The organism is Telluria sp. ZT3P25 (assembly GCF_059685895.1).
Genome location: NZ_JCASIJ010000001.1, coordinates 3,650,506 through 3,664,612, shown reverse-complemented (window position 1 = coordinate 3,664,612; position 14,107 = coordinate 3,650,506). Strand labels below are relative to the sequence as shown.

The window sequence follows — 14,107 nt, the reverse complement described above, 5'->3', positions numbered from 1 at the left end:
CGCAATAGCGGCTTGCGCTATATAAAAAAAAGTCTGGGGTGTCACTATTCATCTGTTGCCTTAATTACGCTGGTACAGTGAAGATTGGTAAGATTATTCTTCTATGCAACTATTCTTAAGCTGGGCTGGTTCGCTGAGGCGCACACTTTCGCTTGGTCGAGAATCCATACTTCTATTTTTTCATGGTGCAGGCGCAACAGGTCGAGTGGTCGAACCGTATAGTGTTTTTCTGCGGTAGCGCTTGGCTTGTGCCCCATGATTTGTGCCACGACACCAGCCGGGATGTCCAGCCACTCAGTCAAAGACTTAAATGAACGACGCAAGCCGTGCAACGTGAGGCCGCTGATGCCAGCGACTGCACTGGCACTAGAAAGGGCATGATTCGGGCTAGATATAGGCTCCCCTTTAGTTCCAGCGAAGACCCATGGAGAGCGGCGAGGCAGGGCGGCCAACACCGATGCCATGTACGGCGTGAGGGGGATCTCTCGGTTGCCCTCCACCTTGTCTCGAATGGTCAGGCCTCGCCATTTAATGTTTAAGTCATCCCAACGCAGCGCCAGCACTTCGCCCGGACGTGCGCCTGTGAGCAGAATCATCTGCAAGCAAGCTGAAATTGCAGGATTGCTGATGCGCCGTACTGCGTCGAACCATGCGGATAACTGCTCGCGTTGCAGGACATCACTTTTGGTCTGCGCCTTGCCGAATGCCTCGCGGCTCTTCTTCGTTTTTGAAGGGTTAGCCGAAGACAGAATCGGTGCGTATTGTTGCTGCTCCGCGCACCAGCCCAAGAACACTTTCAGCAGCCGCCAAGCAAGGCGGGAAGCTGTTGGCCGCGAGTTGGCTTCGGTAGCAGCCCAGGCTTCGATAGTTGGAGCGTCCAACTCAGACAATTTTAGGTGCATCAATGGGTGGAGCGGGCCAGCAATCGTGATGCCACGGCCACGGGTGCCGCGAGTCGATGGCAGGCCTCCGCCTTTTGCCTTGGCAACGTGATCGTTGTAATGACGCTCGCCCCATTTATTGCGGCGCTCTTCGATGTAATGCTCCCAAGCCTCGCCAACCGTGGTGCCCTCGCTGCGAGCCTGCTGGCGCTTGGCGATGTCCGCAGCCGTTAATTCATCTTTTACTTCGCGGGTGTCTCTACCGTCATCGATCAGGGTTTGAAGTTCTCGTGCCTTGATACGGGCGTCCGCGATGCTTCGAGCATCTGCACCGCCAATCGTCATACGAAGGCTGCGGCCTTGATACTCGCTTTGGAAGATATAGGCGGGTTTGCCAGATGGCGTAGCGCGGAGGCCAAGCCCAGGGGCCGCCGAATCCCAGAGAAAAGCCTGCGTCTTCTCTGGCGGACACTTGAAGGCGGCGATCCGACCAGCGGTGAAGTTAACTTTTGCCATGCGTCTCCTGAACCTTACATCCGCCAAGGATGTAAGGGCGGATGTAAGACGATTTATTCCATTTGGATCAACTTCCATCAACACAAAGTAAGGTACTTTTTGATGTAAGCTATTGATATATATGGATTATACAGGATCGGTGGAATTCTAAGAAATATTGATCAACACGCATTTATTCGGACTCATAATCCGTTGGTGCCGTGTTCGATTCACGGGAGGCCTACCAATATATGCGTCACAAAGCGTGATGTGCAACCTGTGCTGAAAGCTAAAGTGCAGCAAGCGTGTGCACCAGCTTTCGTGGCGTTTATGCTTCGCAACGCATCTCAGTTCTGCCTGCCTTATCTTGTCATCTCTGGTTTTCGCAATTTTTTGCCAATGGATCTCCGTATGGATCCAAACGGTAAATCTGCCAGTGCGTCCATCGCAAACCATCTTACTGAACACTCCGAAATTTATCGGACTTGCTGCCCATTTCTTGGGGCATCGTCAGGTTATATCTACGTAAGAAACCGTTCATTTCATGTTAGATTGGCGACGTACTACCTCCCAGCGGGGAACATACTCCTGTTGTATCAGCTCAGAGCAACGGCTGAAACTGCAGTAGCGGAATCAGTCAGCATTTCGCTAAAGCTGAGTTCCTTTGCGAAATTTCAATGATTCTGTCCCCCGTGTTGATAAATTAAATTTTCTCAACCATGGAGTGAGACACGACCAACTATAATCCCAAGTCCACGACTCCCAATGCCACAATGAAAATGTCGCTTCATGGAAGAGTGCGCTTGCGAGCAACGGAACAAGCAGTTTATCGATATTACAATGATATGGGCAAAGATAAAGGGCACTGCACCTGGGGAGTAGGGATTCTGGCTCACAAAGGTGTTTGTACAAAAGAGCAGATGGGGAAGAAAGTATCGGTCGAAATGGTTGACCGAGAATTCGAGAAAAAGATTTTCGAGGCGGAGGGGATCGTTCGTCGAAATATTCATGTTCCACTTAATCAAGCCCAGTTCGATGCACTATGCAGCTTGTCCTACAATGCCGGGGCAAAGGGCTCCTTCACCACTTTTAACCTTGTGAATAAAGGCGACTTTGCTGGGGCTGCCGCAAATATGGGATTGATGATCAAAGTACAAGTGGTTGAGAAAGGTAAGAAAAAGTATGTTATTGCACCCGGCCTCATAAAACGGCGTGCTGACGAAAGCGCGCCGTTCCTAGTCAAAGATGCGTCAACTGCAGCCAGTAAATGAGGAGAATGAAAATGTCTTTTCTTGGATATATGGCTTTGAGCAATCGCATCAATATATTATTGCTTATTGTAGTCATTGCTATGAGCATATCGCCATCCGCTCACGCCTCGGACCCGATTGAGCGCAGAGTCACTGGTGAATGGCGATTTACTGCTGCGCTTGACGGTGCGGAGATTGCCTCCCTCGACGATAAGGAAGCACAACAACTGCTTGGCCAAGTTTTTACAATAAAAAAAGAGCAAGTAAAATTTGAAGAAATGGACTGCGGGAAAACGGAGTTTGACGCGCACAAGGTCGAGCCGCAGCTTCATTTGCGCAAAGAATTTCATGCCAGTTCAAAGGAACTTGGTATGCCCACGCCAGTTATGGTCGTCGACCTGAGCTGTACTTCGGTCTTCATCACCAAGCCAAACCACTTGGTAATTTTTGGCAAGGTTGGTTTTTTGACGCTGTGCGAGTCAAGAAATAATGAACGATCAGTGGCCTATGCAAGTGCGTCAAAGCCCTGCACAGGCCAGAGATCTATCAATAAAAAAGGGCTAGCTGACAAGCTATCCCTTTTTTTGCTACTCAATGCGTCTGTTCAGCAGGCGGAATCCCATCCAGCGCCAGATGCCGCGGCAGACTCATCGTAAAAGCACACCCCACGCCCGGAAAATCTTCCACTGACAGCTGACCGCCATTGCGCGAGATACTCTGGCGCGCAATCGACAATCCCAGGCCCAGCCCCGAGCGATCGTCACCACGCTGTGTGAACGGTGAAAACATTTTCTCTGCGTTCCCCTTTGGCAAGCCACCACAGTGGTCTCGCACGACGATCAGAACACGTTGCCCTTCCGCATAGGCTGTCAGTGAAACGGCAGTATGCGGGCAGGTAAACTTCAGCGCATTATTGAGCAGATTGGCCAGCGCGGCGAGTAACAGATCCCGATCGCCCTGTATGCCCAGCAACTTGTCGACGTCAGCAACCACGAGTGCCGAACCACGCCTGTCGGCTTCAAGTTGCGCCGAATCGTGTGCTTCGTGGATGAAATCGGCAAGTGAGAAAATACCCTTTGAGTCCGCCGCGGCGCCTTCGTTTCGCACATCTTCCAGTGACAGGTTGATCAGGCGCTGCATCGCTGCGTGCCCACGCTTGAGCAAGGCACCGGTGGCGCCCGAAATGGACAATTGCCCCGCTTCCATCGCCGCGACTGCCATGGTGGCCACGCTCAGCGAATTGCGCAGTTCATGCATCAGGAAACCAAGGCGCTCGTTGGTTTCGGAGGCGTAGCGATCAGAGATGGCGCAGTCACGTTGGAAGGAAAATTCAGTGACCGCACTGGCGATGGCGTTGTCCAGGCAGCGATTGAGGGTACGGAATTCATCCGCTGGGAACGGTGCATCGCGCTCAACGGCCAAATCCGTGATCGCCTGGCACAAGTCGCCATAATCGTGGACCACCTGGTCCACCGTGTAATCCAATGCAAGCAACGCGGCGCCATGCGCGGCAGCCGTCGCACCCATTTGCGATGCGTCCTTTCTCTCGCCCCCGGAGGCGCCGGAGATAGCCATTGCAGCGGCTGTGTCAATGTTCTCTTCTGCGTACAGCGTTTTTGTCAACTGCTCCAAAAACATGGGTATACCAGTACGCAGTTGCTCTCTGGATGCGTTCCGTTGAGGGCGCTTGTTCACCTTGTCGATACACCGCTGGATCAGATCGTCGGCATTGTTGGACAGGAATTCATACATCATGGTGAGCCTCCCAGGCAAGACGCCTGCAGCCTCCATCCGCATGAGTGCTGTTTGTCAGAACGTTATCCGTCCTATTGTATGGCGAAATCATGGAGCACAGCGTTCGGCAAAACATTGACATGCCGTATCCGCTTGCCGCGATGCCCAGGACGCGGGGCATGGAATCTGGTCGAGCGCCATTCATGGGGCGTACAAAGCCATGCATAATGACGGATTGGGCCCACGGCCAGATTCCTCTGACAAGATTCGCATGGTCATCCATACCGCTGCAGATACACAGCGTACGCACAACGATATCGACGTCGGCGTGCGCCTGGTCGACGCTCTGCGGCACCACGCAGGCGCTGCCCAGGGCATGCCCATCGTCTACAAGGACTTGCTCAGGCTGGCCCGTCTTCTGTATCCCAAGGACGTGATCCTCGACCGCGCAGTGCAGGTTGGCATTGGCGCAAAACTCCGGTTCGTCGAGGCGTTCTGCGCGGCCCATGGCTTGCCCAACCTCGCGGCCCTTGCCGTCGGCCCAACAACCATGCGGCCGCCAGCGCAGTATGGGGGCGACTGGGATGCTGACCGCCACGCCGTCGCTGCGTTCGACTGGTCTGCCATCGACGCGCAGCTTGCCGACTATGCCAGGACCGCACGCGCCGCCATCTCGGCACGCCTGAAACCGCGCAAGGAGCGGCCGGCGGACGTTTCGTGGTACGCCTATTTCTGCTCGCACCGCAAGGAATGCGCGTGGATAGGGCAGGAGGACAAGCAGGAAATCGTCAACCTGATCATGGCGGGCATCGATCCGGATACCGCCATGAAACGGGTGCAGGTCGCTAGAACCGAATTTGGCGAAGCAGCGTAATACGGCGTCAGCTCAACCCGGTTGTCTGTCGGACGTTGACGGCGCCGCCCTGACGCCGGTGGGCGCTTGCTCCGTGCGCACCAGGGCACCGCTGCGGTCCAGCACGTAATGATCCAGGTCGCGCGCCAGGATCAGATTGCCGTTGTACTGCGCGCGTGCCTCATCCTCGAGTAGCGACATCGGCAGCGCGCCATGGTCCTGGTAGCGTGGACTGAAATGCGTCAGCACCAGGTTGCGCACGCCGGCCGCTTCGGCAAAGCGCGCCACCCGCATTGCTGAAGTGTGTTGCGGCCCTGGCCCGATCTTTTGCAGCACGTCTTCGGTGTAAGTGGCCTCGTGCACCAGCACGTCCGCGCCGTGCGCTGCGCTGGCCAGCAATTCTGGCCGATCGTTGTCGCCGGCGACGACGATACGTCGCGCCCTGGGTGGCGGCAGCAGATAGTCGGTCGCCTTGATGACGCGCCCATCGGCCAGCGTCACATCGCGCCCTTTCTGGAGATCGCCCCACAACGGCGACGCGGGCACGGCATCCGCACGCAATTTCTCGGTGTTCAGTTGGCGCGCCGTTGCCGCCTCCGTGAATCCATAGGCCCAGCACGGAAGGCCGTGTGACAACGCCGTTGCATCCACCGCCAGCTCGGGCATGAGCGGCGCGCCGGGCAGGTCGCCCGTCAGGTCGCCAGGGGTCAGCCAGACGAGCGGGAAGGGCAGACTCAGCTGGCTCGCCACCATGATGGCTTCGATCATGCCGCGCAGCGGCGGCGGGCCGACAACCGTCAAGGCGTCGCTGCGGCCCGCCATGGCGGCGCTGGCGAGCAGCCCCGGCAAGCCGTAGCAATGGTCGCCGTGCAGGTGGGTGATGAACACGGCGCGCAGGCTCATGACGGACAGGGGCGTGCGCAGGATGCGGTGCTGCGTGCCTTCGGCGCAGTCGATCAGCACCCATTGTCTGGCGCCACGCAGGCGCAGCGCCAGGCCGGACATATTGCGTTGCCGGGTCGGCGTGCCGGCCGACGTCCCCAGGACAATGATTTCCATATGCGGTTTTCGTGAAGTGACGCTGCCATTATCCGTCACGCCGACACAAACCGGCAGAAGCTCATTCGCGCGTGGCGGCAGACGCTGACGATGCGGCGGCAGGGATCATCGGCGCCGCAAATGGCGTCACGCCAAACAGCAGCGAGCGATGCGCGCCGACGCCGGCCATGGCGCCATCGGCCACCGAGAGCGCCACCGTGCTGGCGGCGCGCATCGCGTCGCCTGCGGCGAACACGGCTGGGACCGTGGTCTGCCGGCCTTCGTCCGTGCGAATGAACGGTCCCAGCGGCCCCTGATCGAATGCGCAACCGAGCTGCTCTGCAATGGGGCTGGCCATGTGCACGCGCCCGTAGGTGAAGAGGCCCGTCATGATTTCCTGGCGTCCGTCTTCCAGCACGACGGTCGCGACATTCACCAGCCGGCGCACCGGTGTGTCGTCGACCACCACGCCGCGCGCCTGCAGATCGGCCCGTTGTGCATCGTCGAGCGGGCACACGCCGTTGGTGAAGAACGTCACCTGGCCCCAGTGCGGCAGCATTTGCGCCTGGTGCACCGACAGCGGGCCGCTGGCCAGCACGCCGATGCGGCCCTCGTTCAGTTCGTAGCCGTGGCAGTACGGGCAGTGGAACACGCTCTTGCCCCAGCGCTCGGCCAGGCCGTCGATGGGCGGCAGGTCGTCGCGCACGCCCGTGGCCAGCACAAGCCGCGCAGCGCGCACGGTGGCGGCGCCATCGAGTTCGATGACGAACGTATCGCCATCCTGGCGTGCCGAGGTCGCTGTGCCATCGTGCCAGTCCACATTGGGATAGGCGGCGACGTTGGCGCGCCCCTCGGCGGCGATGTCGGCGGCCGGCTGGCCATCGCGCGTCAGAAAGCCGTGCGAATCGGCGGCGAAGCGGTTGCGGCGCTGGCCGGCGTCGATCACCAGGATGCGGCGCCGCGCGCGTGCCAGTTGCAGCGCGGCCGACAGGCCGGCGTAGCTGCCGCCGATGATGATGGCGTCGTAGGGCAATGGTGATGCCGGTGTCGGTTCAGTCGTGTTCATGCGCAGGCCTCGTGTGAAGGTGATTGTCGTAGCGTCCGTTGAAGTCGCGCGACAGGTCGGCCAGGCTCACCTGGCCGAGGCGCTCGACCAGCAGCGCTTCGGCGTCGGCAAACGCGCTTTCGAGCGAGGCATTGACCACGCGCTCGACCAGGCATTCGCTGTGCTCATTGCGGTTGCCCATCGCGAACACGGTAGGCGCGCCCACCGCATCGTAGATATCGCGCAGCGTGACTTGCGCCAGGTCGCACGTCACGGTCCAGCCGCCGCCGTGGCCGCGTTCGGAGCTGATGTAGCCGCGTTCGCGCAGGCCGGCCAGCACGCGCCGCACCAGTACCGGGTTGGTGCCGAGCATGCCGGCCATCTGCTCCGAGGTTATCGGGCGGTCGCTATGGGCCAGGTGCAGCAGCACGTGGAGGACGGAAGAGAGTTTGCTGTCGCGTTTCATGTAACTAATGATAGTACAAAAAAGCGCGGCAGACGACGACAGGATGAAAAAACAGGCATTTACGGCAGTTCGGTGCGGGAAACGATGCGCTCGGCAGGGGCTGTGGGTTCGACCACTGCGCGCGGCAGCTTCAAGGTCGGCAGGTACCACCACATATAGGTGCTCACGCAGGCGCCGATCACGCCCATCATGATCAGGATCGCGATGCTGTCGAAGTGCCGCGACGACCATGCCATCGAGCCCCACAACATGATGGTCGCGACGATCTTGCCCTTGAGCGGGATACCGTGGCCGGCCTCGAAATTGTCGATGTACTTGCCGAACACCCGATGCCCGATCAGCCAGCGGTGCAGGCGCACCGAGCCACGCGCGAAGCAGGCCGAGGCCAGCAGCAGGAAGGGTGTGGTTGGCAGCAGCGGCAGGAAGATGCCGAGGATGCCCAGCAGCACAGCCAGCACGCCGAGGATGTTGTAGAAAACTTTCATGGCGCTACTCTAGCACCGTCGGATCACGCTTGTCGAAATGACTATCCATCATGCATTATGCGCAACCATACAACGGTGAAGCGTGGTTGAACCGTATATTATCGCGCAACGTTACGTTCCAATTTGCAACTTTTTGCGGATAAGTCAGTATAATAGTTCGCTCAACGACGGGCGCGTTTATTTGGCAGTACCAGGAATTGCTTTCACGCCCGGCTCTCCATTCCATGTGCTGTCCGCCTGCTGCCTGGCTCGATCCGGCCGTCTTTCATGTCTTTTCCCACTTCGCCCCATTCGTCGGGGGCTGTACTCGGCGGCTACGTCCGACCCCGTGTGTTACGCCAACTGGTGCTGTATGTTGCCGTGATGCTTCTGGCTGTCTGGGTCCTGGTCGCGATCGAGCAGGCGCGCTTTGCAGCGCTGGCCGAAGCCAGCGGCAAGAGCAATGTGCAGAACCTGTCGCGTGCTTTTTCGGAAGAGGTCAGGGCCACGGTGGGGCTGGTCGACCTGTCGCTGGTCCAGTTGCGCGGTACGTGGCAGCGCGATCCGGCTGATTTCGCCCAGGGCGTGGCCGAGCATACGCAGCATCTGCGCATGCCGATCCATTTTACCGTCACCGATGCCGGTGGCCGTCTGTTGTATTCGAACGATGAGGCGCAGCCACGGCAGTTGGCGCAGGGCGCGTTGCCCGAGTTTGCCGTCCACCGCACGCAGGACGGCGACCAGCTGTATGTCGGTCGCCCCGAGAAAGATCCTGTCAGCGGGCAGTGGTCGATTCATTTCACGCGGCCGATCCGCAATGCCGGCGGGCGCCTGACGGGCGTGATCGCCGCCTCGATTCCGCCATCGTACTTCCTGCGTTTCTATGACAGCATCGATCTGGGTCCGGATGCCGCTGTCAGTCTGATGCGCCTGGACGGCACCATCATCGCGCGCACTTCGCGTCCGGACGGCCAACTCTTTATGGGCGTCAACATGGCGCAGGCACCGCATATGCTGGCCAAAGGCCCCAATGGCATGTTCCGCAAAGTCAGCCTGCTCGACGGGATCGACCGTTTCTTTGCCTGGCACAAGCTGCCGGATTATGGTCTGGTGGTCACGGTCGGCCAGGCCGTGCACGACGCCGAAGCGCGCTTTACCCAGCAAAGCGCGATGATGCGCAATGTGGGCGTGCTCGTGTCGCTCGTGCTGGGCGTGCTGGGATGGGCGGCGATCGGCGCCGCCGACCGGCGCCGGCGCGCGCTCAAGGCGCTGGCGGCGGCCGAGGCACGCTGGAAGCTGGCGCTGAACGCTGCCGGCGACGGTGTCTGGGATTGCGATATCACGAACGGCATCGCGCTGCTCTCGCCCAGTGCGCAGCGCATCCTCGACCGCGAACACGCGAGCGTGTCGTGGTTCGGCAGCAAGGGGATGGCCGAGCTGGTCCACCCGGACGAAATCGATGCCGTGCGCATCGCCTTGCGCGCGCATATCGACGGCGTCACGCCCGACTACGCGATGGTGCACCGGATCCGCATGCGCGACGGCAGCTGGCGCTGGATCGAGGCGCGTGGCACCGTCACCGAATGGGGCGAGCGCGGTGAGCCGCTGCGCATGGTTGGCACGTTCTCGAACATCGACGCGCGCAAGCAGGAAGAAGAGCGCATGCGGCGCATGGCGCATGAAGACGCCCTGACGAAGCTGCCCAACCGCGTGCTGCTGGACGACCGCATGCGCCAGGCGATCCGGGTTGCGGCGCGCGACGGCCACAAGGTGGGCATGATCTATTTTGACCTCGACAAGTTCAAGCCCGTCAATGACACGCACGGCCACGCGGTCGGCGATCGCCTGCTGCGCATGGTGGCCGAGCGCGTGCGTGCGGTGCTGCGTGATTCGGATACGCTGGCGCGGATAGGGGGCGACGAATTCGCCGTGCTGCTGCCCCGTTGCACGCAGGCGCAGGATACCGAGCGCGTGGCCGTCGCCATCCTGGCCTGCCTGGAGCAACCGTTCATCGACGGCCCGCGCGAACTGAATATCTCCGGCAGCATCGGTTACGCCCTGTATCCCGATTGCGGCGACGATGGTGCAGCGCTGCTGCACTGCGCCGACCTGGCGATGTACGACGCCAAGGCGCACGGCCGCAACCGGATCTCGGGCAGCTACCGCACCCGGGTCTGACGGCGACCGGCCGGCATCAAGGCAACGCCTCCACATCGGGCACGGCCAGGGCCGGTAGCACATGCGCCGTATGGCGCGGCAGGTAGATGGTCACCGTGGTGCCGGCGTCCGGCTTGCTGGCCAGCCGGATCTGCCCGCCGCTCTGGCGCACGAAACCATGCGCCATCGACAGTCCCAGTCCCGTGCCTTTGCCTTCCGGCTTGGTGGTGAAGAACGGTTCGAACGCGTGTTCCATCACCTCCGGCGGCATGCCATGGCCGGTGTCAGCCACTGTGATCATCACGTAGTCGCCCGGCGCCAGTTCGGTATCGAGCTGGCCGGCTGCCGCGTCGATCGTCACGTTCGCCAGCCGCAGCGCGATGTGGCCGCCGCCTTCCATCGCATCGCGCGCATTGATGATCAGGTTGAGCAGCACGTGCTCGAGCTGGTTCGGGTCGACCAGCGTCGGCCACAGGTCGGGCGCGCTGCTGCGTTCGAGCTTGACGGCGTCGCTGGCGGCGCGCTGCAGCAGGCTGTCGCTGCGGTCGAGCAGTTCGGCGACGTTGACAACGCTCGGGTGCAGCGGCTGGCGCCGTGCAAACGCGAGCAGCTGGCCGGCCAGCTTCGAGCCGCGTTCGACCGCGTCGAGCACGTTGTGCAGCCGCTTGCGCGTGGGCGGGCCGTCGGCGCGCAGCATCAGCTGCACGTTGGCGCTGATGATGTGCAGGATATTGTTGAAGTCGTGCGCCACGCCGCCAGTGAGCTTGCCAACCGCCTCGAGCTTCTGCGCCCGGTGCATCGCCAGACGCGCTTCCACCAGGCGCGCCTGGCGTTGCAGCTCGCGTTCTTCGGCTGCGCGCCGCGACGTGATGTCGCGCACGAACACGGTGGCCCCGGCGCCGTCCGACGGCGGCAGCAGCGCCACCGCCAGTTCGACCGGCACGCGCCGCCCGCTCGTGTGCAGCACTTCGGTTTCAGTTGGCTGGCCCGGCAGCGGGCCCACGCCACTCCTGGCGAAGGTGTCGAACGCGTCGCGGAACGCCGCATGGCCTTCGGCCGGCAGCAATTCCTCTGCCGGACGGCCGATGGCGTCGTCGGCTTCCATGCCGAAGATCTGCGAAGCTTGCGCGTTCCAGTCCGTCACGCGGCCCTCGCGGTCGAGCGCGAGGAAGCCGTCGTAGGCTGTTTCCAGGATCACGCGGATGCGGCGGCCGTCGGCGGCGATGCGGTCGTGCGACTCGCGCAGTTCAAGCGTCATCGTATGCGCCAGTTCGAGTGCGCGCCGGCGCGAACTGGCCAGCAGCCAGACGATCAGGCTGGCCAGCGCGCCGAGCACGATGCCGGCGATGCCGATCATGCGCGGCCGGGTGGTGTCGAGCGCGGCTTCGAAATCGACGCCGGAGCCCATCCGCACGGTCCAGACGCGGCCTGCGATCATCATCCTGGTGGTCGCGAAAAAGCGCGGCGCCGTGTGCGCGGCTGCGCCAGCGGACTGGTACAGCAGCGAGGCCGGTGTGGCGGTGTCACCGTCGTGGATCGTAACGTCGAGTTCGGGCGCGCTGACGCCGCCCACCCGGCGCATCAGGTCGTTCATCCGAAACGGTGCGTAGATCCAGCCGGTCAGTGCGGCGCGGCGCTGCGCAGCGTCGTCGATCAGGCGGCCGGTGCGATACACGGGCAGGTACATCAGCACGCCCGATTCGGCGCTGCCATCGTCTTCCTGGATCAGCACCACCTTGCCGCTCAGGGTCGCATGGCCGCTGTCGCGCGCCGCCAGCAGGGCCGCGCGGCGCGCCGGCTCGCTGGCCATATCGAAGCCGAACGCGCGCAGGTTGCGCGCATTGAACGGCTCGATGTGCGAGACCGCCGCGAGCAGCGGGCCCGATGCCGGGTCGCCCGGCGCCGGTTGAACACGGTAATCGGGAAAACCGTCGGCGCGCACCTGCGCTTCGTGCGCCGCCACGTCGCCCGGCGCCAGCCGGGTAGCGATGCCGAGCGCACCGATGCCGGGGAAATTCTGCACCAGGTCCAGGCTCTGGTAATACTCGCCGAATACGGCGCGAGGCAAATCGACTGAACCGCGCAAAAAACCACGGGCGCTTTGCAGTACCTGTTCGTAGACGAGCATGCGCCGGCTGATGTTGTAGGTCATCGCGCGGGTGCGATAATCGAAGGCTTCGCGCAGCTGCGCTTCGGCATTGCGCTGCGCGCTCGACCAGGCCACCCAGGTCACCAGCAGCGTGATCACGAACACCAGCAGCGCCATCAATAGTGGCGCATGGCCGGCGGCAGGCGGCGGCGAGGCAGAGGGGCGGGTGGGGGTCTGCTGCATGTCCTTGTGTGGGGCAGCCGTGATGGCGCAATGGATGGGAACGGTAAGATCTCCACAGGATACGCACCCTCGCATTCGCAAGGCGCACGCAACTTTTGCTCATTTGTTAATGAACCATGTCAGCCGGACCCATTTGCTGTTAATTTATTTTATGAAACATTCTAGCCCGAATCGCCTGGTTTGTAATGACGTGGGGGTGCCATGACGCAATTTCTGCGCCGCCATTGGCCGTTGACGCTGTTGATTGCCGTACTTGGCGTGACCGCGCTGTGGAGCATGCTCGCTCCGATCAAGGGCGGCAGTCATCAACTGCTGCTGGCGTTTCCGCCTGGTGTGACGGTCAGCGGGATGGCCGTGCCACGCGAAATCCGCCTGACGCGGGGTGTGCAGGATGTGCTGCTTCTGCGCAACAGTGACCGGGTGCCGATCGTGTTTGGCCCGCTCAAGCTTGCGCCCGGGCGCGACGTGCGCCTGCCGTTCGGCGAAGAAGGGGTGTTCGACTATGTGTGCCCGGCGGTGCTGGGCAAGGCGGTGCGCGTGCGCGTGGTGGCCGCGCCCGGCCCCGGCTGGGGCCGCCTTGTCTGGCGCCTGGGCAGCCTGCACCACTGGGTGCGCTATCTGCCGCTGCGCTCGCCGGACGATTGACTGGCGACGGCGACGGCGACGGCAACGGCTGCGGCGCGCCGCAATTTGCCGCGCGCGGGCGTCCGGCAATCGTGTCCCGCGTTGGCGACGATTCTGTCATCATGAACCCATGTCGACGATTTCCATGCCACTGTTCCCGCTCAGTACGGTGCTGTTTCCGGACGGGGTGCTGCCGCTGCAGGTGTTCGAGGTACGCTACCTCGACATGATCAGCCGCTGCATCGTCGACGGCACGCCGTTCGGCGTCGTCCTGCTCACCAGCGGTCACGAGGTACGCAAAGCCGATGCGCAGCAAGAGCGCTTCGTGGCTGCCGGCACCATCGCCTCGGTCACCGAAACCACCGCCGAAACCCCGGGTCTGCTGCAGGTGCTGTGCCGGGGCGGAGCGCGCTTCAATGTCGTCACCGCCGAGCAGCGCGTCAACGGGCTGTGGGTGGCCGAGGCCGAGCTGGCCGAAGAAGACCAGGTCGTGCGCATTCCGTCCGAACTGCAGGGCGCGGCCGATGCGCTCGACCGGGTGCTCAATTCGCTGCACGAAGTACCGCAGCATCGCTGGCCGGTGCAACCACCGTTCCGGCTGGACGACTGCGGCTGGGTCGCCAACCGCTGGTGCGAGCTATTGCCATTGCCCAACCAGCAAAAGCACAATATGCTGATGCTTGATAACCCCGTGATCCGGCTTGAACTGCTGCACGATGTCCTCGACGAACATGGGTTGATCACTTCCTAGCCGCTCATCGGGGTCAA

General features: G+C 61.6%; 13 protein-coding genes. 6 read left to right on the top strand and 7 right to left on the bottom strand.

Translation table 11 applies throughout. The annotated features are described in order from the left end of the window. Positions 1 to 101: 101 nt before the first annotated feature. Positions 102 to 1,397: a tyrosine-type recombinase/integrase gene (locus AC56LY_RS16190; protein WP_499581166.1), complete on the bottom strand. Its 1,296-nt coding sequence runs from the start codon at positions 1,395 to 1,397 to the stop codon at positions 102 to 104. A 752-nt stretch (positions 1,398 to 2,149) separates the two neighbouring features. On the opposite strand from AC56LY_RS16190, the gene AC56LY_RS16185 reads away from it, so the two are divergent. Both AC56LY_RS16185 and AC56LY_RS16180 read left to right on the top strand, forming a co-directional pair. Continuing rightward, on the top strand, positions 2,150 to 2,647 hold the full coding sequence (locus AC56LY_RS16185) for a lysozyme (protein ID WP_499581164.1): 498 nt from the start codon (positions 2,150 to 2,152) through the stop codon (positions 2,645 to 2,647). A gap of 5 nt (positions 2,648 to 2,652) precedes the next feature. Continuing rightward, entirely contained in the window at positions 2,653 to 3,282 is a 630-nt protein-coding gene (locus tag AC56LY_RS16180; protein WP_499581163.1) for a hypothetical protein, read from the top strand. Here AC56LY_RS16180 and AC56LY_RS16175 read toward each other — a convergent pair. After that, entirely contained in the window at positions 3,218 to 4,381 is a 1,164-nt protein-coding gene (locus AC56LY_RS16175) for a sensor histidine kinase (protein WP_499581161.1), read from the bottom strand. The two genes, AC56LY_RS16180 and AC56LY_RS16175, sit on opposite strands and share 65 nt — an antisense overlap. 250 nt (positions 4,382 to 4,631) lie before the next feature. Here AC56LY_RS16175 and AC56LY_RS16170 point away from each other — a divergent pair, with 250 nt between their 5' ends. Beyond that, the gene (locus tag AC56LY_RS16170; RefSeq protein WP_499581159.1) at positions 4,632 to 5,234 is read left to right on the top strand and encodes a hypothetical protein; all 603 of its coding nucleotides are present in this window, start codon (positions 4,632 to 4,634) and stop codon (positions 5,232 to 5,234) included. Between the two features lie 12 nt (positions 5,235 to 5,246). On the opposite strand, the gene AC56LY_RS16165 is transcribed toward AC56LY_RS16170, so the two are convergent. From AC56LY_RS16165 to AC56LY_RS16150, 4 genes are all read right to left on the bottom strand, one after another. Next, on the bottom strand, positions 5,247 to 6,272 hold the full coding sequence (locus AC56LY_RS16165; protein ID WP_499581157.1) for a ribonuclease Z: 1,026 nt from the start codon (positions 6,270 to 6,272) through the stop codon (positions 5,247 to 5,249). A 61-nt stretch (positions 6,273 to 6,333) separates the two neighbouring features. Further along, positions 6,334 to 7,317: an NAD(P)/FAD-dependent oxidoreductase gene (locus AC56LY_RS16160; protein WP_499581155.1), complete on the bottom strand. Its 984-nt coding sequence runs from the start codon at positions 7,315 to 7,317 to the stop codon at positions 6,334 to 6,336. Further along, positions 7,304 to 7,762 carry an Rrf2 family transcriptional regulator gene (locus AC56LY_RS16155; RefSeq protein ID WP_499581153.1) on the bottom strand — a complete coding sequence of 153 codons (459 nt, stop codon included), beginning with the start codon at positions 7,760 to 7,762 and terminating at the stop codon, positions 7,304 to 7,306. Before AC56LY_RS16155 ends, AC56LY_RS16160 begins: the two co-directional genes overlap by 14 nt. A gap of 59 nt (positions 7,763 to 7,821) precedes the next feature. Further along, positions 7,822 to 8,247: a YbaN family protein gene (locus AC56LY_RS16150; protein WP_499581151.1), complete on the bottom strand. Its 426-nt coding sequence runs from the start codon at positions 8,245 to 8,247 to the stop codon at positions 7,822 to 7,824. A 330-nt stretch (positions 8,248 to 8,577) separates the two neighbouring features. Here AC56LY_RS16150 and AC56LY_RS16145 point away from each other — a divergent pair, with 330 nt between their 5' ends. Then, the gene (locus AC56LY_RS16145) at positions 8,578 to 10,404 is read left to right on the top strand and encodes a bifunctional diguanylate cyclase/phosphodiesterase (RefSeq protein WP_499581149.1); all 1,827 of its coding nucleotides are present in this window, start codon (positions 8,578 to 8,580) and stop codon (positions 10,402 to 10,404) included. Positions 10,405 to 10,420: 16 nt separating this feature from the next. On the opposite strand, the gene AC56LY_RS16140 is transcribed toward AC56LY_RS16145, so the two are convergent. Further along, a complete protein-coding gene (locus AC56LY_RS16140) occupies positions 10,421 to 12,715 on the bottom strand; it encodes a CHASE domain-containing protein (protein WP_499581147.1) in 2,295 nt (764 codons plus the stop codon). Between the two features lie 201 nt (positions 12,716 to 12,916). Here AC56LY_RS16140 and AC56LY_RS16135 point away from each other — a divergent pair, with 201 nt between their 5' ends. Together AC56LY_RS16135 and AC56LY_RS16130 are read left to right on the top strand one after the other, a co-directional pair. After that, positions 12,917 to 13,360 carry a hypothetical protein gene (locus AC56LY_RS16135; protein WP_499581145.1) on the top strand — a complete coding sequence of 148 codons (444 nt, stop codon included), beginning with the start codon at positions 12,917 to 12,919 and terminating at the stop codon, positions 13,358 to 13,360. Positions 13,361 to 13,469: 109 nt separating this feature from the next. Continuing rightward, positions 13,470 to 14,090 carry an LON peptidase substrate-binding domain-containing protein gene (locus tag AC56LY_RS16130; protein WP_499581143.1) on the top strand — a complete coding sequence of 207 codons (621 nt, stop codon included), beginning with the start codon at positions 13,470 to 13,472 and terminating at the stop codon, positions 14,088 to 14,090. Positions 14,091 to 14,107: the final 17 nt, after the last annotated feature.

What these genes read in the sequence shown, in the direction of transcription:
- AC56LY_RS16140 (WP_499581147.1), bottom strand. Translation starts at nt 12,715, where the DNA reads ATGCAGCAGACCCCCACCCGCCCCTCTGCCTCGCCGCCGCCTGCCGCC.
- AC56LY_RS16155 (WP_499581153.1), bottom strand. Translation starts at nt 7,762, where the DNA reads ATGAAACGCGACAGCAAACTCTCTTCCGTCCTCCACGTGCTGCTGCAC.
- AC56LY_RS16175 (WP_499581161.1), bottom strand. Translation starts at nt 4,381, where the DNA reads ATGATGTATGAATTCCTGTCCAACAATGCCGACGATCTGATCCAGCGG.
- AC56LY_RS16185 (WP_499581164.1), top strand. Translation starts at nt 2,150, where the DNA reads ATGAAAATGTCGCTTCATGGAAGAGTGCGCTTGCGAGCAACGGAACAA.
- AC56LY_RS16130 (WP_499581143.1), top strand. Translation starts at nt 13,470, where the DNA reads ATGTCGACGATTTCCATGCCACTGTTCCCGCTCAGTACGGTGCTGTTT.
- AC56LY_RS16170 (WP_499581159.1), top strand. Translation starts at nt 4,632, where the DNA reads ATGGTCATCCATACCGCTGCAGATACACAGCGTACGCACAACGATATC.
- AC56LY_RS16180 (WP_499581163.1), top strand. Translation starts at nt 2,653, where the DNA reads ATGAAAATGTCTTTTCTTGGATATATGGCTTTGAGCAATCGCATCAAT.
- AC56LY_RS16150 (WP_499581151.1), bottom strand. Translation starts at nt 8,247, where the DNA reads ATGAAAGTTTTCTACAACATCCTCGGCGTGCTGGCTGTGCTGCTGGGC.
- AC56LY_RS16190 (WP_499581166.1), bottom strand. Translation starts at nt 1,397, where the DNA reads ATGGCAAAAGTTAACTTCACCGCTGGTCGGATCGCCGCCTTCAAGTGT.
- AC56LY_RS16160 (WP_499581155.1), bottom strand. Translation starts at nt 7,317, where the DNA reads ATGAACACGACTGAACCGACACCGGCATCACCATTGCCCTACGACGCC.
- AC56LY_RS16165 (WP_499581157.1), bottom strand. Translation starts at nt 6,272, where the DNA reads ATGGAAATCATTGTCCTGGGGACGTCGGCCGGCACGCCGACCCGGCAA.
- AC56LY_RS16135 (WP_499581145.1), top strand. Translation starts at nt 12,917, where the DNA reads ATGACGCAATTTCTGCGCCGCCATTGGCCGTTGACGCTGTTGATTGCC.